This window comes from Streptomyces sp. NPDC058221, from assembly GCF_042882365.1.
In the GTDB taxonomy this organism is placed as follows: Bacteria; Actinomycetota; Actinomycetes; order Streptomycetales; family Streptomycetaceae; genus Streptomyces.
In genome coordinates this window covers 24,032-41,271 of record NZ_JBHVWF010000040.1, presented here as the reverse complement: position 1 = coordinate 41,271, position 17,240 = coordinate 24,032, and the positions used below count along the sequence as shown (strand labels likewise).

Annotated in this window: 14 protein-coding genes and 1 pseudogene; 8 read left to right on the top strand and 7 right to left on the bottom strand. The window is 67.7% G+C overall.

Going from position 1 to position 17,240, the window contains the following annotated elements; genetic code table 11:
- Positions 1–120 precede the first annotated feature (120 nt).
- The 4 genes from ACFVW8_RS15735 to ACFVW8_RS15720 form a co-directional block, all read right to left on the bottom strand.
- A complete protein-coding gene (locus ACFVW8_RS15735; RefSeq protein ID WP_389690138.1) occupies positions 121–1,110 on the bottom strand; it encodes a hypothetical protein in 990 nt (329 codons plus the stop codon).
- A gap of 2 nt (positions 1,111–1,112) precedes the next feature.
- Entirely contained in the window at positions 1,113–2,456 is a 1,344-nt protein-coding gene (locus tag ACFVW8_RS15730; RefSeq protein WP_389690137.1) for a VWA domain-containing protein, read from the bottom strand.
- A 123-nt stretch (positions 2,457–2,579) separates the two neighbouring features.
- Complete coding sequence (locus ACFVW8_RS15725; protein ID WP_389690135.1) at positions 2,580–3,032, bottom strand: hypothetical protein; 453 nt, start codon at positions 3,030–3,032, stop codon at positions 2,580–2,582.
- Positions 3,022–3,336 (bottom strand): hypothetical protein, encoded by a 315-nt coding sequence (locus ACFVW8_RS15720; protein ID WP_389690133.1) that lies wholly within the window; start codon positions 3,334–3,336, stop codon positions 3,022–3,024. The genes ACFVW8_RS15725 and ACFVW8_RS15720 overlap by 11 nt, the downstream gene beginning before the upstream one ends.
- 1,365 nt (positions 3,337–4,701) lie before the next feature.
- Between ACFVW8_RS15720 and ACFVW8_RS15715 the strand changes: the two genes are divergently transcribed.
- From ACFVW8_RS15715 to ACFVW8_RS15690, 6 genes and pseudogenes are all read left to right on the top strand, one after another.
- Positions 4,702–4,881: a hypothetical protein gene (locus tag ACFVW8_RS15715; RefSeq protein WP_389690131.1), complete on the top strand. Its 180-nt coding sequence runs from the start codon at positions 4,702–4,704 to the stop codon at positions 4,879–4,881.
- Positions 4,882–5,114: 233 nt separating this feature from the next.
- Positions 5,115–5,415, top strand: a pseudogene (locus tag ACFVW8_RS15710) (DUF4291 family protein); the annotation flags it as partial.
- Between the two features lie 187 nt (positions 5,416–5,602).
- A complete protein-coding gene (locus ACFVW8_RS15705; RefSeq protein WP_389690129.1) occupies positions 5,603–10,807 on the top strand; it encodes a DUF6531 domain-containing protein in 5,205 nt (1,734 codons plus the stop codon).
- A 4-nt stretch (positions 10,808–10,811) separates the two neighbouring features.
- Complete coding sequence (locus ACFVW8_RS15700; protein WP_389690128.1) at positions 10,812–11,198, top strand: hypothetical protein; 387 nt, start codon at positions 10,812–10,814, stop codon at positions 11,196–11,198.
- A gap of 353 nt (positions 11,199–11,551) precedes the next feature.
- Entirely contained in the window at positions 11,552–12,268 is a 717-nt protein-coding gene (locus ACFVW8_RS15695) for a DUF6193 family natural product biosynthesis protein (RefSeq protein ID WP_389690126.1), read from the top strand.
- Positions 12,269–12,530: 262 nt separating this feature from the next.
- Complete coding sequence (locus ACFVW8_RS15690) at positions 12,531–13,256, top strand: dienelactone hydrolase family protein (RefSeq protein WP_389690125.1); 726 nt, start codon at positions 12,531–12,533, stop codon at positions 13,254–13,256.
- A gap of 275 nt (positions 13,257–13,531) precedes the next feature.
- Here ACFVW8_RS15690 and ACFVW8_RS15685 read toward each other — a convergent pair whose 3' ends face one another.
- Both ACFVW8_RS15685 and ACFVW8_RS15680 read right to left on the bottom strand, forming a co-directional pair.
- On the bottom strand, positions 13,532–14,125 hold the full coding sequence (locus tag ACFVW8_RS15685; RefSeq protein WP_389690123.1) for a TetR/AcrR family transcriptional regulator: 594 nt from the start codon (positions 14,123–14,125) through the stop codon (positions 13,532–13,534).
- A gap of 91 nt (positions 14,126–14,216) precedes the next feature.
- Positions 14,217–15,536 carry an MFS transporter gene (locus ACFVW8_RS15680; protein WP_389690121.1) on the bottom strand — a complete coding sequence of 440 codons (1,320 nt, stop codon included), beginning with the start codon at positions 15,534–15,536 and terminating at the stop codon, positions 14,217–14,219.
- A 270-nt stretch (positions 15,537–15,806) separates the two neighbouring features.
- Here ACFVW8_RS15680 and ACFVW8_RS15675 point away from each other — a divergent pair, with 270 nt between their 5' ends.
- Both ACFVW8_RS15675 and ACFVW8_RS15670 read left to right on the top strand, forming a co-directional pair.
- Positions 15,807–16,058 carry a hypothetical protein gene (locus tag ACFVW8_RS15675; RefSeq protein ID WP_389690120.1) on the top strand — a complete coding sequence of 84 codons (252 nt, stop codon included), beginning with the start codon at positions 15,807–15,809 and terminating at the stop codon, positions 16,056–16,058.
- Positions 16,059–16,231: 173 nt separating this feature from the next.
- On the top strand, positions 16,232–16,648 hold the full coding sequence (locus ACFVW8_RS15670) for a hypothetical protein (protein WP_389690118.1): 417 nt from the start codon (positions 16,232–16,234) through the stop codon (positions 16,646–16,648).
- A gap of 93 nt (positions 16,649–16,741) precedes the next feature.
- Here the strand turns inward: ACFVW8_RS15670 and ACFVW8_RS15665 are convergent, their stop codons facing one another.
- Entirely contained in the window at positions 16,742–17,134 is a 393-nt protein-coding gene (locus tag ACFVW8_RS15665; protein ID WP_389690116.1) for a group 1 truncated hemoglobin, read from the bottom strand.
- Positions 17,135–17,240 lie beyond the last annotated feature (106 nt).

The window sequence follows — 17,240 nt, the reverse complement described above, 5'->3', positions numbered from 1 at the left end:
GATCCTTCGTTCCTGCCCGCCCCGTGGGGTGTGCCTGATGGTGGCATGCACGGCTTCGACGGGTCCGCATCCCTTTCCACTGCGATGTGGACCCGAAATGGCCCATGTGCGGGCGGGCCGTCAGCGGGTGTGGGAGTTGCCGTCCTGCCCAGGCGGTCCGGCCTGGCCCGGTGGGACGGCGGGCGGTCCGCCGGGTACGGCGAAGGACGGTCCGGTGCGGATGGGAGGCACCCCGCCCGGTGCGTGGGTGGGCGGTGCCTCGGGAGCGAACACCGGCTCCTGGGGGGCGTAGGGCGGTGGGCCCAGGGGCACCGTGTCGGGTGCAGGGGCGGGTGTTGGCCACTGGCGGGCCGTGGCTGGGTGGGGCCTGTGGCGTGCGGCGCCGAGTGTGAGTGCGGCGATTGCGCCGCCGGCCAGTGCGCCGGGCAGCGCCCACGGCGGCAGTCCGCTGCTCGCTGTCGCGGCGGTGGGGCTGCTGTCCGTTGCCCGGCCCGAGTCCGCCTTGGTGGGCTTCTCGGCGGGGATGTGGCCGGCCGGAGTGCCGGGGTCCCAGGACTCGGCGGGCCGGGGCGCGACGCCGGTGCCGGTGCGGGCGGCGACCGTGAGAGGGAGGACGTCGCCCTTGGTCCGGGTGGCGCCGCCGATGCCGGCCTGGACGTAGTAGGTACCGGCCCGCGCGATCGCCTTGTAGTCGGCGGTCCCGATGGTGCAGTCGGCGCTGAAGGTTCCGCCGCTCTGCGCAGTGGCGTGGCCGCGGTAGATCATCTCGGTTCCGTCGGAACTGCCGTCGCACAGGAAGGGCTGGCGGGTGGGGTCGTAGATTCGGACGCCGAGCCGCTCGTAGTGGGGGCTGGGACCGGGGTCGTATCCGCCCGGCACCTGGACCGACACCTTGACGTCCAGACGCTGACCGGCCTTGAGGCTGATCTTCCAGAAGTGGAAGTCACCAACCGTCAGATCCCGCTTGACGCTCCTGTCGAGCGGGGTGCTGCTGTTGAACGAGTAGCCCCCCGCTGTCCCCGTGGTGTCGGCGGCGTGCGCGGTGCCGGTGGTGAGGAGCACGGCGAACGCCGCGGCGGTGAGAGTGAGGAGGGCGGTGGGCGCGCGCATGATCAGGCTCCCCTGCGACGGTTGCGGGTGATGGCGGATCGGATGGCCAGGGTCAGTCCGAAGGTGGCCAGGGCGGCGAGTGCGAGGGTGATGGGGCGGTCCAGGAAGGACTCGGCGGCCGCGGTCGTCTCGGTGGCATCCCCACGGTGGTGGTCGGCGGCCGGTGGTGTGGTGGGCTGTCCGTCCTCGGCGCCCTGTCCGGAGACGTTCTTGTCGGGTGTTCCGTCGGGCTTCACGGCCTGGTCGGCGATGCCGACGGCCACCTCGACCGGCTCGGCGTCGGCTGTCCGGACCTCGCTGTGGATCCGGGCGCAGACCTCGGTGCTGCCCTTCCCGGAGGGGACCTCGTCCCATTTCAGGCGGTCGGACTGGATGCCGCTGGACATGGCGTTGGACCACCGGTCCTCGACCGACGTTTCGGTCTCCCACAGTCCGGCCCGGCCGGGCAGTGACAACTGGGTGTTGACCGAGGTCGGGGTCTCCCAGGCGCTGGCCGGGATGACGGAGCCGGAGAACCGCAGCGACTGCCCCGGATGCAGCGTGACCTTGTACCAGCGGGACTCGCCGTTGCGGATCCTGTCGAGGTACTGGCCCGGGGCGAGAGTGGGGGCGCTGGGGCAGTCCTTGCCACCGCTCGTCCTGGAACCGCTCTGCGCGTACGGGGTGAGGGCTCGTTTCACGGACTGATCGAGCCGGTCGGCCAGCTCGTCCGCATCGCCCGCGTCCACATACGTGCCCTTGGTGGCGTTCGCGATGCACGTCAGCTCGCGTTTGGTGGCCGCGCCGACTTTCAGCCCGACGGTGTCGATGACCAGGTCGACGCCCGCGCCCTTGAGCTCACGGGCGACCTGGCACGGGCTCGGCGGGGCGCAGGTGTCCTCACCATCACTGACCAGGATGATGCGGCGCGGTCCGGTGTCGCCGAGGTCGGCGGCTGCGGCCTGGAGGCTTCGGCCGATCGGCGTCATCCCGACCGGCTTCAGGGCCTGCACCCGGGCCAGCGCGGACGTCTTCGCGGCGGAGTCCATCGGCCCGACGGAGGCGAGGAGTTTGGTGTCCTTACAGCCGGGGCCCATGGCCTCACCGGCGTAGTCGGACCCGTACACGCGCAGCCCCATGGTCGTGCCGTCAGGTGTGCCGTCCAGGAGGCTGCCGACTGCGGTCTTGGCGGCCGCGAGCCTGCTCTGCCCGCCCGCATCCTGCTCGGCCATCGAGCCGGACACATCGAGCACGGTCTCGATGCGGGGCGCAGTCTCCCCGCCGGCGGGTGCGGCCGCGGCCGGTGCTGCCACCGGTACGACAGCGGCGAGAACCAGGGCGAATCCAGCGTAGAAGCGTGGGGTCATCGGGCGTCCCCTTCCCGGGGTCCGCGTGCTCGGTGCAGTAGCGGTGATCACGAGCTCTCCATGGGCTGAGTAGGTCGGGGACCAGCGGCCGTCGCGACGGACGCGGGGCAATGAGCTGAGCGGTCATTCCCCGGGGTGCAGCTGAGTGGGATCGACCGTGGTGGGCCAGATGGTGACGGTGTCGCCGTCGTGGCTGACGTGCTGATCGGGGTGGGCCGCGCGCAGGGCACCCACGGACCAGGTGTCGAAGGCCCCACCGCGCAGGATCACCAGACCGTGACGGTGAGCGGTGACCTGACGGGCGGCGGCAGGCCAGACAGTGATGGCACCGCCGTCGCGGGTCACCTGACGCCCCGGCAGCGACGCCTTGACGGCGGCGAGGTCACCGTCGGCGAAGGGCCCGGTCAGACGGATGAGGGTGCCGAAGCGGCGGACGTCCTGGGTGCGGGGCGGCCAGGCGACACCCGAGGTTGCGGTGGCCGGGGGACCGGCACTGCCGGGCGCAGTCCTGTCCTGGGTGGCATCGCCGAGTGCGGGGCGGTCCGCGTCCGTGGCGCGGGGGCGGTCAGCCCGCATGGGCCATTCCCGTGATGGCCCATACCGCCCAGGCCAAGGGGATGAGCGCCACGTACGACCACGGCCGGCGGTACAGCGGTGCACCCTCCGGCCGCGCCTGCCGCCCCGGTGCGGGCGTGGAGGCGGGCAGCTTGCTGAACTTCCGGTGCGCGACCAGATTCCACACCAGGGTGAAGGGGGTCACGCCTACGAGCGAGAAGGGGCTCCACCACCCCAGGGCCAGGGTCCTGGCCGTCATCTGACGGACCACCGCCCGCCCGCAGGTACGGCAGAACGGGCCGTCCACCTTCTCGAACTGCATCATGACGAGCACGCCCACGTGAGCGCGGACGCAGATGTCGGCCGCGGGAAGGGAACGGCAGACCCTGCACCCTGACACCCGTGGAGCCGGAGCCCACCCCGGGTATCCGGACCAGGCCGGTGCTTGCTGCGGAACACCCGTGTACGCAGTCGGCGGACTGTGCTGGGTGCTGTGGGCCGGGTGGGGCTGGCTGTCGTAGGGCGGCGTGGTCATGACTGGTTCTCCAGGTTGGGGGCCGGCATGCGGGCGGACGAGAGACCGTTCGGCAGGGGAGTGCAGCCCGGCCGCGAACAAGGCCGGCCGTTTACGATGCGTTGCGCATTGCTAATCACTGCTCGGAATCAAGGCGCGCAGGATCCCCATATCGCATACAACTGGGGTCACTTGCGCTGGTGGCGTGCTCGCGTGAGAAAGCTATAACGTTGCTCTTGCAAATGCAAGTGCAGCTTTGCGCCCTCCTCCCGGCCAGTCCGGACTGCGAGCGCGGGGGCTGATCGATGCCGCAGCTGGTCGAGACGAGCGTCATTTCGGAGCGCAGTGCTGTGCCGTGCCACACGCACCTCCTCTTCAGGGCGGCCCTGTTGTCGCCTCTCACCCACACCAGGAGTCCGCCGGATCGAAACGTGACAGCGAAGAGGCTGCCAATTCCGGTCCACCGGTGCGCTCGCATCCGCAGCGATGAAGCCCGCGCTGTCTTGCGTTCCGGGCGTGCGGTGCCCCTGAGGCTCGGAAGGCCTTGTCGTTCCGGGTGTGATTGACGTGTTTCGGCTGGTCACGGATGGGTGCGATGGGCCGACCACACCATGCGCCCCGGCGTCGGATGACGGAGTGATCTGGCGAGTCCGAACCCGGGCACCCGCTGACCAGCGCTTGCCCGGCAGCACGGCAGGCGTATATTCGCGCGTCTCCTCCGGGGTCTCCGTGTAGAGCTCGTGCCCGCCGGCCAGAAGCAGGCGGGCACTCCCGAGTGTGACCGTCGCCGTCGCTCGGCTGCGACTACACCGGGGCGGCTACACCTGCCTGGTCGCTCACTCCGAGTGACTTCAACGCGAGGTGGCAGCCAAGGGGCTGCAGATCACGACGACCCAGGCCGGGGTTCCTCGCCGTCGTAGGCGGCCGGCGCAGCTTGGCGGCATTCCAGCAGGTCGCCAAGGTCCTGGTCGGGCACGTGCTCCTGGGCCAGTGCCCACATGGCCCTGGCCTCGGCGCTTGGTGTCGCTGCGCAGAAGAGTCGCGAGTCCCCAGACGAAAGTCGGGGATCCGGCGACCACTGCGGCATAACGCCCCCAGTGCGTACCTCTGTTCACGTCCACCGCACACGCGCAGCAGCGACAGCAGGCCAAGCTGTGCGACCGCTACTGCGAGCCGATGCAGATGGCAGTGAGCGACAAGTCCTGCGAAGACTCCCTGGCGACGGCGACCTGCTTGGCATGGCAGGTACAGACCGACGCGATGCTCAACGAGGTCAAGCGGTCCGCCCTGAGCAAGACACTGTCCACCGGCGGGCGCAAGGACCTCACCGACGCTGTCCGATACCTCGGAAACTAGGACCGCTACGACTGTCAGGCGCCCATCCCGCCGGCGACCACCCCGCTCGGTGATCAGGACCACGCGCGGATGATCCAGCGCCCGGGCACGATTCCCCAGGCCCAGTCAGCCATCTACAGCCTGGAGTCGAGGCTGGAAGACAGCGACTCCTGAGCGCGCCACCTGACCTCCCCGGTGACCGGTTCGGAGCGCCCGGACCTCGTGCTCAGGGCGGGTGGTTGCAGTCATGGCGTCATGACGAACGGTGCGTGCGCCCCTACCTCGCCACCTGGCAGCGCAGTCTGCGCCGTGCCCCGGCACGCGTCCAGTGGACCGGAGCGCGATCTGTACCTGAACCGCCTCCCGTGCTGCTCCCTCCAGCTCGGCCTGGCAGGGGAGGCGGCGCGGCGTCACGCGGACGAGTGGACGGTGCCGGTCCGGATGTCACGCCGCTGGCCCGGGAGATCCATGAGCTGGTGCGGCCGGGGCGGGACGAGGGTGCCCGCGCGGTTGCTGCCGGAGGAGGCGGTGTACGCGGCTCCCAGGCCCTTGCCGGGGCTGCAGGCGGGGCGGGGTCCGTGTTCGTACATTCAGGAATGCGAATCATGTCGCCGATCGCGTCCTGTTACGGGAGGCAGATTTTCGCCGTATTTACTCAGGGGTCTTGAGTTCGAACAGTCGCTCGCTCTAGTCTGCCCAGACATTTATATGTGCGCATGCAAATATGTGGCGAGGGTGGGGCGTGGCGTTCTGGATGGCGGCGGCGTCGGTGTGGGGTGTGCTGCAGTTGCTGCTGCTCTCCTGGCCGGTTCGTACGGTGCGGTGGCCGACGGTGCTGCTGGCTCTTGGTGTCGGCGCCTATGGCAGCGGTGTTGCCTCGGTGTTGGTGGAGTTGTTCGTGGCCCGGCGGCTGGCGGATTCCGAGGGGAGTTCGCTCCACGATGTGCTGGGCACGGTGATGTGGACGACGGCTCCGGTGGCTGAGGAGCTACTGAAGATCGCTCCTCTTCTGCTGGCCGGTTGGGCGTTGCGTGGGCGAATGCAGTGGGGGATGGCTGACTTCGCAGTGCTGGGCGGTGCTGTCGGGGCGGGGTTCGGGTTGCTGGAGGCGGTGGCTCAGTACGCGCTGGCGCCGGATGCGGTAGTGCGCCCGGTGGAGGGCGGCTGGATGGTGGGCAGTGGCTTCTCGGCGCCGTTCGTCGCGGGATTCCCTGAGCTGCTGGGGCATTGGTTTCCTGCGCCGGTGGGCACGGTGGCGCTGGGCAGCTTCGATGTGAGCAGCACGGCTGAGCAGCACGTGGTGTGGTCGGTGCTCGGAGGGCTGGGGGTGGGGCTGTTTCTGCTCGGGCGGACGTGGTGGGTGCGGTTTGCCGGGCTGGTGCCGCTTGCGTTGGCGATCGCGCAGCACATGGTGGTGAATTACGCTGCGGACCAGCAGGGTTCGGACGGCTGGCAGCCGGCTTGGTACGACCGGCTGGCGGCAGCCGGATGGTGGACGGTACTGGTGTGCCTGGCTCTGGCCGTGCTCTGGGACATCCGTGCCGGGCGGCGGGGCAAGCGCCTGGAGCCGGGCGTCCTGCTCGCCGCGGAGCGCGACGGGACCCCGGCGGGCGCTGCACTGCTGAACTTCGCTCTCCTTCGACTGCCCTGGACCGCTGTGGCGGTGCTGGGTTACGCCCGGCAGCGGCGCGCGCTGCTGTACGCCGCGGTCCACCCCCGTATCCGCCCTGAACGTCTTTCGGCTTTGCGCGAGTTGGTCGCCCGGCAGACGCAGCAGATGAATGCGGCAACGAGTGATGCGGCCTGGAAGGGTATCGGGGTCCGGCAGGTCTGGCAGCAGCTCCGTGCTCGTCGCGGGCGATGGCCGTGGTGGGAGAAGGTGCTGCTGGTCGTCGGCGTGCTGCTGCTGATACCGGCCGGTGTCCTGATGGCGGTGCGAGCCTTCCCCTGGGCCAAGGACTGGGAAGAATCCTTTACCACGGGCACCGGCTGGCATCTGTTGGTCGCCGCGGGTCTGACAGGGCTGCTGCTGGGATTCGTCCGCCTCGTGCTCGCGGTATGTGGACTGCGTGCGGCTCGCCTTGAGGTGCTGGCCGAGCGGCACGCGGCGTCGATGCTCCGCGTGGTGTCGCTGACGGGAGCCCTCCTGGCCGGTGCCTGGCTGTGGTCGCGTTCAGGCCATTTCCCCCCGGAAGGAGGAGTGTTCGACGAATACCACTCGGCCACCTTCCTCCTGGAGAAGATTGTCCAGCTGGCCCCGGTCCTGCTGATGGCGCTGCTGATGTTCTCCGGCCCGTTCGGGATGCCACTCGAACTGCTGCTGGGCGAATCGATCATGGGCGATCTGTTGATGATGGCCGGCTCAAGGTTGCTGGCTCCGGTCGCGGAGCGGGTCGCGGTCAGGATCGCCGAACGCGAGGCCATGGCCTGGGCGCGCAATGCGGCCCGGCGCGGACACGGCCTGTTCAGCCGCACCTGGGAGCGGATACGCCACGGCCGGACCGACCCGGTCGACCTGGCCACCGGACGCATGTTCCTCCCTCAGGCCGACATAGAACTGCCAGGGGTGTTGCCCCTGGTGTTCGCCCGGCGCGCCGACTCCGGCTATCGGGGTGGCCGCTGGTTCGGACCCGGCTGGGCCTCCACCGCTGACCAGCGCCTGGAGTTCGACGAGCAAGGCGTCATCTTCTTCACAGAGAACGGCCTGCTCCTCGCCTACCCGCATCCGGCGCCTGGCAGGGAGGTGCTGCCCGAGGACGGCCCGCGCCTGCCTCTGCTGCGGGCAGCCGATGGGACCTACACCGTCACCGATCGCGAAACAGGCCACGTTCGCACCTTCGCCCCGCACAGCGAGGGGCCGGCACTGCTCACGGAGCTGGCCGACCGCAACGGCAACCGCATCACCTTCAGCTACGCCGCCGACGGCACCCCGCTGGAAATACGTCACAGCGGCGGCTACTGCCTGCGGCTGACCACCGCGGACGGCCGGATCACCGCCCTGCAGCTCGACGACATTCCGGTCATGGGCTACGGCTACGCCGCCGGGCACCTCAGCGAGACCACCAACTCGACCGGCCTCCCGCTCCGCTTCACCAACGACCCCGCAGGCCGGATCACCGCCTGGACCGACACCAACAACCGCTCGTACACCTACACGTACGACGAGCAGGACCGCGTGGTTGCGGAGGGAGGCGAAGGCGGCCACTTCACCCTCCACCTCGCTTATGACGGCACGCACCCGGACTTTCCCGGCCTGAAGACCACCACCCTCACCTCGGCGAACGGGGCCGTCTCCCACTCCCTGATCGACCACCGGCACCTGGTAGTGGCCGAGATCGACCCCAACGGTGCCATCACCCGCACCAGCTATGACGAGGCAGGGCGAACGGTCTCCGAGACCGATGCGCTGGGACGTACCACCCACGTGGCCTATGACTCGGACGGCCGCCTGAGCCACCTCGTCCGCCCGGACGGCAGCAGCTTCTCCGTCTTCCGCGACGCCCAAGGCAACCCGGTGGAGACAACCTCACCGGACGGTTCGGTCTGGCAGCAGAAGTTCGACGTCCGGGGGAACCTGACCGCAATAACCGATCCGCTCGGCGCCACCAGCCGATACTTCTATGACGCCCGCGGCGGGCTGATCGCCGTCACCAACCCGCTGGGCGCCACAACCAGGGTCCGCTGCGATGCCGCAGGACTCCCCGCAGAGATCACCGACGCACTCGGCGCCACCACGCATCTTCACCGGGACGCCTTCGGCCGCATCGCGGCCGAGACGGACCCCTTGGGGGCGACCACCCGCTACCGATGGTCGGTGGAAGGCCACCTTCTAGGCCGAACGGCTGCGGACGGCACGGGGGAGAGTTGGGCCTACGACGGCGAAGGTAACTGCCTCACGCACACCGACGCCAACGGAGGCGTGACCAGCCACGAGTACACCCACTTCGACCTGCTCACCGCCCGCACCGACCCTGACGGCGTCCGCTACACCTTCGCCTACGACGCCGAGGCCCGGCTGACCCGGGTCACCAACCCGCAAGGCCTGACGTGGGACTACAGGCACGACCCGGCAGGACGCCTGATATCGGAGACAGACTTCGACGGCCGGACCATCACGTACGCCCACGACCTGGTGGGCCAACTCGTCACGCTGACCAACGCCTTGGGGCAACAGACCACCTACACACACGACGAGCTGGGGCACCTGACCGAACAGAAGTCAGCCGGACGAACCTCCGTGTTCCGCTGGACAGAGTCGGGACAGCTCCACCGGGCAACCGGCCCGGACACCGAACTGGTCAGGCATTACGACCCAGCCGGTCGCATGACGTCGGAAACGGTCGAGGGCCACACACTCAACCTCACGTATGACATCGCCGGACAGCTCATTACCCGTCGTACCCCGGCAGGTGTGGAGACCAGCTACACCTACGATGCGGCCGGTGGGCGATCCTCCCTGCAGACACTCGACGGAGAGGTCGCAGCAGACCACGACGCAGCGGGACGAACCTCTCACCGCCGTTGGAGCAACGGCCTGTCCATGGTCCGGTCTCGTGACGCGGCCGGCCGCACGATCGGGGACTCGTACTCCGTCCCTGAGCACCACACACCCCTCTTGGAACGCGCCTACAGCTGGCGTCCCGACGGCTACCTCGCCGGCATCAACGACAGCATCTCCGGCCCCCGCAGACACACGTTGACCGCGTCCGGCCGGGTTACCCGCATCGACGCGAACAATTGGACGGAGTCCTACGCCTACGACCCGGCCGGGAACCAGACGTACGGCAACTGGCCGTCTGGTCATGCCTATGCCGAAGCCATCGGTGAACGCACCTACTCGGGCACCCGCATCCAGAGCGCGGGCAAGATCCGGTACGAACACGACGCTGCAGGCCGTACCACTCTCCGCCAGAAGCCCCGCCTGTCGGCGAAGCCGGACACCTGGCATTACACCTGGGATACCGAGGACCGCCTGAGTCAGGCAGTCACCCCTGATGGTGCCACTTGGCGCTACGGCTATGACCCCCTCGGCCGCCGTATCACCAAGCAACGACTCGGCGCCGAGGGAATGGTGGCCGAGGAAACCCGCTTCACCTGGCACGGCACAAGCCTGATTGAACAGACAGCCACCTCAACGGTTTGGCCCGGCACAGAGACCGTCACCTGGGATCACGATGAGTCAGGCCTGACACCACTCACTCAGACTCGGCGCTACACCCCTGCGGAGGGGGTGCCTCAGTCCGAGGTCGACCACCGCTTCTACGCGATCGTCACTGATCTCGTCGGCACGCCGACCCACCTGATCGACGAAGACGGGGAGATTGCATGGGAACAGCGTTCCACCGTTTGGGGCACAACCACTTGGCCACTCGAAGCAAGTGCGTACACCCCGCTGCGTTTCCCAGGGCAATACCACGACCTCGAGACAGGGCACCACTACAATCTCCATCGCTACTACGACCCGGAATCAGCTCGATATCTGAACCCGGATCCGCTGGGACTGAGTCCCGCACCGAACCCCATCACATATGTTGCCAACCCGCATACTTGGTCCGATCCGCGGGGCCTGGCTCCCTACCTCAATTCCCATCTGAGTGATCTTCCGGTCCACCGGAACCCTAATAGATTCTACGCCCGAGCCGGAGAGCTCGTTAATAACCGAATCGCTAGCCATCCCCTCACCGACGCCCAGATGTACGGTGGGGATTTGGTAGGGCATGGTGGTGTGCGCAATCTTCCGACCCGAGACATACTGAGGTACGGGGGCCCGAGGGGCGACGATCCAATCAGCGGCTACAGAGATTGGGCATTGAACGATACGCGCCTATTCCCGGGGTCGAGGATTCATATTACGGGTGGGCATCACCGCACGGCCGAGATAGTCCGACGCCTGAACCGGGGGGATATCGCCCCGGAAACGCTCATTGAATTTTTCATCAGGAGGTAAAAGAATGAACATAGTGAAATTGGATGGAAAAACGCAATTGCTCGCCTATGTATTTCCTGACGACAGTAATGTCACCCGAAAGGCGTGGGTGTGCGTTGGTGTCGGTGACGGGCACGGTGCTCCGCAATGGGTAGGCTTTTGGAGTAGCGGTTCCCAAATTCCGTCCAAGGTGGCAGTGGAAAAGTTCCTTCGCGCTCTCGCGCCACGCGTCGTTGAGGGAGTTTCCGTCGGCGTAATGGGCCCGTTTCTGGATGACTATCTATTCTTTGACGGCTGGGATACCTGGGGGCCCGGCGTGCCTGCTGAGTTGGCGAACTTCTCCCCAAGGCCCCCGGAGGGCGGCGCGGAAGTATCCAGCATCACCGACCTGAGGCTTCAGTGGCCGGAATAAAATGCTGAAATGGTCGATAGAATGGCGGCAGCTCAACCCATCGGGTTGTGGTGCAGCGGGGTGCTCCTCCAGGGATTTCGTGACCAATTTCCGTTCATCGTGTATACCGAACTTGCGCAGAGAGTGTGGGGACCCTGCCGCAACTCGGTGGGAAAATCCTCCCACTGCGCCACAAGGCCTATACATGTGGACATGACAGAATTTTCTGGCGGCTTCGAGGGAATGGGAAAGAGGGGTCTTGGGCACACGAAGGGGATTTCGGTTCACGCCACAGAAGAGGAGATGGGGTGGATAGCGAGAGCAGTTGCTCACGGTCGACGCGACTGGGGCAGTATTACGTTCTGCGACCATGTATGTCGGACAGCAGTAAGCTCAATGGTTCCGATGCCTCAAGCTTCATTAGCTCTGAATTGTATCCTGATCTGGTTGAATTTGGCGGACTCGCTCCGGCGATTCGGAGCATCGCCGAGAGGGACGGAATTGGCGTGGGCTGCATCTCGCCACAGTCCGGGCGTGGCTATTCTCGGTTTGGCACGGCTGAGGCTACGTCCGACAGAGGGGGGATTACTGTCTTGCTGACGGCTGAAGTGCGGAGCTTTTCTATTATCTTCGAGGGGAAGGTGATGCCGTGGGCGTATGGAAGCACTGACAATATTCTCGCTGCAGCTCAATCCATTGGGTTGTGGCGCAGTGGGGTATCCCTCAAGCAACTGCATGACCAATTTTCGTTCGTGGTGTATACCGAACTTGCGCAGGCGTTGGAGTGTGGGGACCCTGTTGCCACTCAGTGGGAAATTCTCCTGAATGATGAGATGTACGTTGAGTGCGCGTCAATGCTTCGCAAGATACATGGAAATAGTCAACTGCGCGCTCTGTTCCCGTTTTTGAGTCACGGTGTCTTCCGCCTGGCGAGAGACTGTTCTGACAGAACCGCAGGAGAGATCTGGATTACCCCGCTGCGCCACAAGGGTTATCTAGTAAAATCTACCAGTGCCGTAAGCGAGGAACGAGAAGTGGCGACACTCGATCATGCGATCGAGTACGCGGTGTCACTTTTGAAGCAGCCGTAGAGTGAGGTCCGGTGGAGTCCGAGGAACTGTGATCGAGATGCGTGCGTTAACGACACGTTGGAGATTGCTTAATTCCCGGCGCTGGGTGGTCCACTCGATTTGTATAATGAAGGGACTGCGTGGCGCGATCGGATTTATCCCTGGCTGGGTGGGCTTGAGGTTGGTGAGCCGGCTGGCGAAGCAGCGTCGCTGCCATAGGCGCTGTTCTGCCGGCGGTGAACCCCGGCCCGACCGTGCCCGTCGATCACTACCGTCCAGTCCCATGACGACGATTACCACGCGCACGGTCGAGTACCCGGCCGACGGTCTGACGATGCTCGGGCACCTCGCGCTTCCGGCCGGTACCGGCCGCCGGCCCGCAGTGCTGCTTGGACCGGAAGGCACGGGGCTCAGCGACGTCGAGCGCCGTCGGGCCGACACCCTCGCGGGACTGGGGTACGTGGCGCTTGCCTTCGACATCCACGGCGGACGTTATTTGGGCGACCCCGAGGAGATGCTGGCCCGTTGCATGCCGTTGCTCGCCGACCCCGACCGGATGCGGGGCATCGGCCACGCGGCGCTCGACGTGCTGCGCGCCGAACCGCGGATCGACCCCGACCGGATCGCCGCCGTCGGCTACGGCACCGGCGGCGCGATCGCGCTGGAACTCGGGCGCGACGGTGTCAACCTGCGCGCGATCGCGACCGTCAACGGACTGACCACCGGCCGATCGGACGAGGCGGCGCGCATCCGCTGCCCGGTATGGGCCGGGGTCGGGTCGGAAGACCCGATCATGTCACCCGCGCAACGGGAGGCATTCACGGCCGAGATGCAGGCCGCGGGCGTCGACTGGCGCCTCGTGGTCTACGGCGGCGCCTTGCATGCCTTCCACCACCCGTCGGTCGACCACACCGTGCGCCCCGGCGTCGGATACCACCCGCGGCATGCGCAGCGCGCCTGGCATGACGTCGTCGACCTGCTCGCCGAGTGCCTGCCCGTGACGGAGTGATCTGGCGAGTCCGAACCCGGGCACCCACTGACCAGCGCTCACCGGTCGGCACAGCAGGATTCTGACGTATGCGGTCCCACCGCTTCAGCGGCGCAGGACACTGACGACGCGTTTTCTGCCCAGGGCCGGGACGCCCACGTGCTCTTCCGCCGGTCCGGCCGAAGAGTGCGTAGCGGATGTTCGTCGAGCCCCGAGGCCAAGAGGGGCCGAGGGAGGTCCGCTTGGCCGGGGGCGCACTGAATGGTTCACGCTTGCGGCCCCGGCCCGCGCGCCGCTCATGCTTCGGCGGATGCGCCCGTCGCCGCCGCGATCAGGGTGGTCGCCGCCGCGTGGGTGGCCGCGGCGACCGTGGGGGCGTGGTCCATCAGTGCGGAGATGCCGGCGCCGTCGTAGAGGAGCTGGAGCTGGCGGCCCAGGATTTCGGGGTCCGTGGCGCCGGCCTCGGTGGCGAGTCGGGTGAAGAGTTCGCGCATCCAGCTGCGGAAGGCGTCCGCCGCCTCCTGGACCAGCCCGCCGGGGCTGGCCTCGGCGCCGGCGCGGATGAAGGCGCAGCCGTGGTAGTCGGGCCGGTCGAACTGCCGCCCCTGGGACTCGAAGACGGCCAGCATCTGCTCGCGGGGCGTGTCGCGCTCCGCGACGGCCCGGGTGATCCGGTCGGCGGTGGCCGCGTGCCGGGTGTCGAGGTAGGCCCGGACGAGCTGCTCCTTGCCGCCGAAGGTGTTGTACAGCGACGCCTTGGCCACGCCCGCGTGCTCGATGACCCGGTCGATCCCGACGCTCTGCACGCCCTCGGCGTAGAACAGCTCGTTGGCGGCGGCGAGCAGGCGCTCGCGCGCCGACGGCTTCGCGGTGCTCCGGACACTCGCCATGACGGTCACTCCTTCAGACAGATCTGTCTACATTATGCCCCGGCGGCGCCTCTTCGGCCGAGTCCCGGCCGGGTTCCGGTCGGAGGCCGCCTCAGGTGTTGCCGCCGATCCGCTCGCCCGGCAGGACCGCCACGCGCCGGCCGCCACGCAGTAGGCCGACCAGTGCGAACGCTGCGAGGACGATCACGGCCACGCCGTACTCCTGCGCGGTGGCGGCCAGTCCGCCCGCGTGCACGACGAGGAACCCGGCGATCACGGCGGGCACCCCCATGCCCAGGTAGGAGACGACGAAGAGCAGTGACAGCACTCCGGAACTCTCGTGCGGCCGGGCCAACGGCATCACCGTACGGATGCCGCCCTGAAAACCGCTGCCGAATCCGACCCCCGCGATGGCGGTGCCGACGAAGAAGCCGGCGGGGGAGGAATCGCGGATCGAGACGAGGGTGAGGGTCACCCCGGCGATCAGCGCGAGGATGCCGGTGAGCATCACCGTCCGGGTCGCCGCCTTCCGGAGGACCAGCACCGAGACGGCGGCCACCCCGGCGAGCACGAACAGGCTCATCCCGCCCAGGACTTCGGACCTGGAACCGGTCAACTGCCGGGCGAGGGACGGGCCGAGCGATCCGTACAGCCCGGCAAGCGCCCAGACGGCGAACAGCACCGGTGCGGCCACCAGCATCGGGCGGCGCACGGCGTGCGGCAGCTTGATCTCCGGCGCCAGGCTGGCCAGCGCGCCCGGCTTGCGGTTCACCGTCTCCGCCATCAGCGCGACGGCCACGGCTTGGAGGACGAAGATCGCCAGCAGCCCGAGGTAGACCAGATGTGTGGGGGCGGGCAGGAACTGGACGACGAGGCCGGAGACCAGCGCCCCGGTCGCCGTGCCGATGCCCGGGACGACCGCGTTGGTGATCGTGCCGCGCGGCCGGTCGATGTCCATCATCCCTGCCCCGATCGCGCCGAGGGCGGCGCCGGCCGACAGCCCCTGGACGATCCGGGCGACCATCAGTCCCGGCACACCGTCGGCCGTGGCGAACACGATCATCGAGGTGGCCTGCGCCGCCAGCGCGGCCAGCAGCACCGGCCGCCTGCCGACGTGGTCGGACAGCTTGCCCATGACGAGCAGCCCGAGCAGCACGGCCACCGCGTAGACGCCGAAGACCACGGTGGTGGTGATCGGGTCGAAGCCCCATTCGGCCTGGTAGACCGCGTAGAGCGGGGTCGGCGCGCTGGAGGCGGCCAGGAACGAGATGGTGATCGAGGCGAGCACATACAGCGCCACGTTCGGAGGCAGCCGCCGGCCCCGTGCGGATACGGCAGTGGAGTCGGATCCGGCAGTGGTTCCGGTGGCGGCGGGCGCCGCATTCGAGGTGCGTGCTGGGCCGGACGCCGGAACGACCGAGTGATTCGTCATGACCATTCCCGTCCGAAGCATGAGTAGACCTGTCTGTCTAGTGCGCATTCATATTAGACAGACAGGTCTACTCAGGTCAACGGGAGAGGTGAGCGTCGCTCGGGGGTGCGCTCACGGGCTCGCGGGTCCAGCTCGCACAAATCAACACGAGGGGATAAGGCTGTGGCCATGAGGGAGAAGATCGAAGACCCGGTGGCCGCGGCGGTCGTGACCTGGCGTGCGGCTGACGCAGGGGGGAGACGGTCGGGGCCTCCAACGGCCCTCGTGTATATGGCGACGGCTGTGTTCGTCCGGGGCGACGACCGTGAACTCCGGCCTGGATGGCCCGCTTCCGCCGACCACCTGAGCATTTTGTTGGAGGAGACCGCCGTCCACGAGGATGGCTCCAGGACATGCCGGGTCGACTTCCTCGTACGCGACCTCGCGCTTCCGTACCTGGTCCCGGGTGGCGAGATCCTGATCCTGGAGGGCCCCCGAGTCGTCGCATCGGCTCGTGTCAGCACCGTCCACTCAGGGGACTGAGCCCGATCCGGCGCCCCGGGGGCCCCGGGCGCGAGTCCTCCATACCGCGGGCACGCGGTGGAGGCCCTGCGGAATGCCCCTGGCCGGTCCGGGCTCGTCCGGTCGCCGCGTAGGAAGATCACGGCGGGCGCAACGCGGCGCCCGCAAAGATCTTTGAGCACGGAGGGAACCGCATGAAGAAGCATGTTCTCGTACGCACGGTCGCCACGGTGGGGACGGCTGTGGGGCTCGCCCTCACCGTCGGTGTCGGCACGTCCAGTGCTGCGGCCAAGCCCAATACCGTCGACTATTTCTACGCGGGCGGCAAGAAGGTGGCTTCGATCGTCTTCGAGCCGCGTGACTCGGCGAAGGATGCCGAGCGGGTGGACGTCGACGACCTCCGTGCGGACAACCACTACATCTGGACCGAGGTCTACGACGTCACGGCGGGGAAGAAGAAGGGCACGTGCCAGACGAGCAGCTTCAAGTCCTGCGCGTTCAGCATCCCTGAGGGGCACAAGGTCCGGATCAACGTGTACCGGATGAACTCGAAGGACGTCGAGTTCCTCGACGAAGTGCACACGAAGAGCGGCAAGCTGCCAACGGCCTGAGGGCTGTCCGGGGCGGTTCGTCGTGGCCGGGACGGCTTGGGGTCCTGCGGCGTGCGGGCCGCCCGGTCCGGCATCCGATCCGGGCGGCCATTGTCACGCGGTGACGATGTCGGCTTTCAGTGGCAGCAGCGTCTGCGCGATCGTGCCGATGGTGGCGTCGTCCAGGCCTGCCTCCTTCAGCGCCCCGGCCAGGTGACCGACGACGCGGTCGAAGGCCTCGCTCGTGATGGCGAGGTCGCTGTGTGCGCGCTCCATCGTCCGCCCCGGGTACGGTGCTTTTGCGCCCAACGCCTGTCCGACGAAGAGGCGTTGGTGCCGCTTCAGCCGTTCCATGTCCCGGCCCTCGAAATACCCGGTCAGTTCGGGGTCGGCGAGGACGCGCCCGTAGAAGATGTCGACCACGGCTTCCACCGCCTCCGCTCCGCCGATGCTCTCGAAGAGTGTGGGCGCAGCAGCCTCTGTGGGTTCTTCAGCGATGCCTGTCATGCGAACAGGGTCTGCCCGCCACCTTGCGGTCCGGTGATGGTGCAGTTGCACATCGGTAACTTCCACCCGCGTACAGGGCGACGCGCGGCGTGAACAGCCGTACATG

What these genes read in the sequence shown, in the direction of transcription:
- ACFVW8_RS15715 (WP_389690131.1), top strand. Translation starts at nt 4,702, where the DNA reads ATGCAGATGGCAGTGAGCGACAAGTCCTGCGAAGACTCCCTGGCGACG.
- ACFVW8_RS15695 (WP_389690126.1), top strand. Translation starts at nt 11,552, where the DNA reads ATGTCGGACAGCAGTAAGCTCAATGGTTCCGATGCCTCAAGCTTCATT.
- ACFVW8_RS15690 (WP_389690125.1), top strand. Translation starts at nt 12,531, where the DNA reads ATGACGACGATTACCACGCGCACGGTCGAGTACCCGGCCGACGGTCTG.
- ACFVW8_RS15735 (WP_389690138.1), bottom strand. Translation starts at nt 1,110, where the DNA reads ATGCGCGCGCCCACCGCCCTCCTCACTCTCACCGCCGCGGCGTTCGCC.
- ACFVW8_RS15720 (WP_389690133.1), bottom strand. Translation starts at nt 3,336, where the DNA reads ATGATGCAGTTCGAGAAGGTGGACGGCCCGTTCTGCCGTACCTGCGGG.
- ACFVW8_RS15725 (WP_389690135.1), bottom strand. Translation starts at nt 3,032, where the DNA reads ATGCGGGCTGACCGCCCCCGCGCCACGGACGCGGACCGCCCCGCACTC.
- ACFVW8_RS15685 (WP_389690123.1), bottom strand. Translation starts at nt 14,125, where the DNA reads ATGGCGAGTGTCCGGAGCACCGCGAAGCCGTCGGCGCGCGAGCGCCTG.
- ACFVW8_RS15730 (WP_389690137.1), bottom strand. Translation starts at nt 2,456, where the DNA reads ATGACCCCACGCTTCTACGCTGGATTCGCCCTGGTTCTCGCCGCTGTC.
- ACFVW8_RS15665 (WP_389690116.1), bottom strand. Translation starts at nt 17,134, where the DNA reads ATGACAGGCATCGCTGAAGAACCCACAGAGGCTGCTGCGCCCACACTC.
- ACFVW8_RS15700 (WP_389690128.1), top strand. Translation starts at nt 10,812, where the DNA reads ATGAACATAGTGAAATTGGATGGAAAAACGCAATTGCTCGCCTATGTA.
- ACFVW8_RS15670 (WP_389690118.1), top strand. Translation starts at nt 16,232, where the DNA reads ATGAAGAAGCATGTTCTCGTACGCACGGTCGCCACGGTGGGGACGGCT.
- ACFVW8_RS15680 (WP_389690121.1), bottom strand. Translation starts at nt 15,536, where the DNA reads ATGACGAATCACTCGGTCGTTCCGGCGTCCGGCCCAGCACGCACCTCG.
- ACFVW8_RS15675 (WP_389690120.1), top strand. Translation starts at nt 15,807, where the DNA reads ATGGCGACGGCTGTGTTCGTCCGGGGCGACGACCGTGAACTCCGGCCT.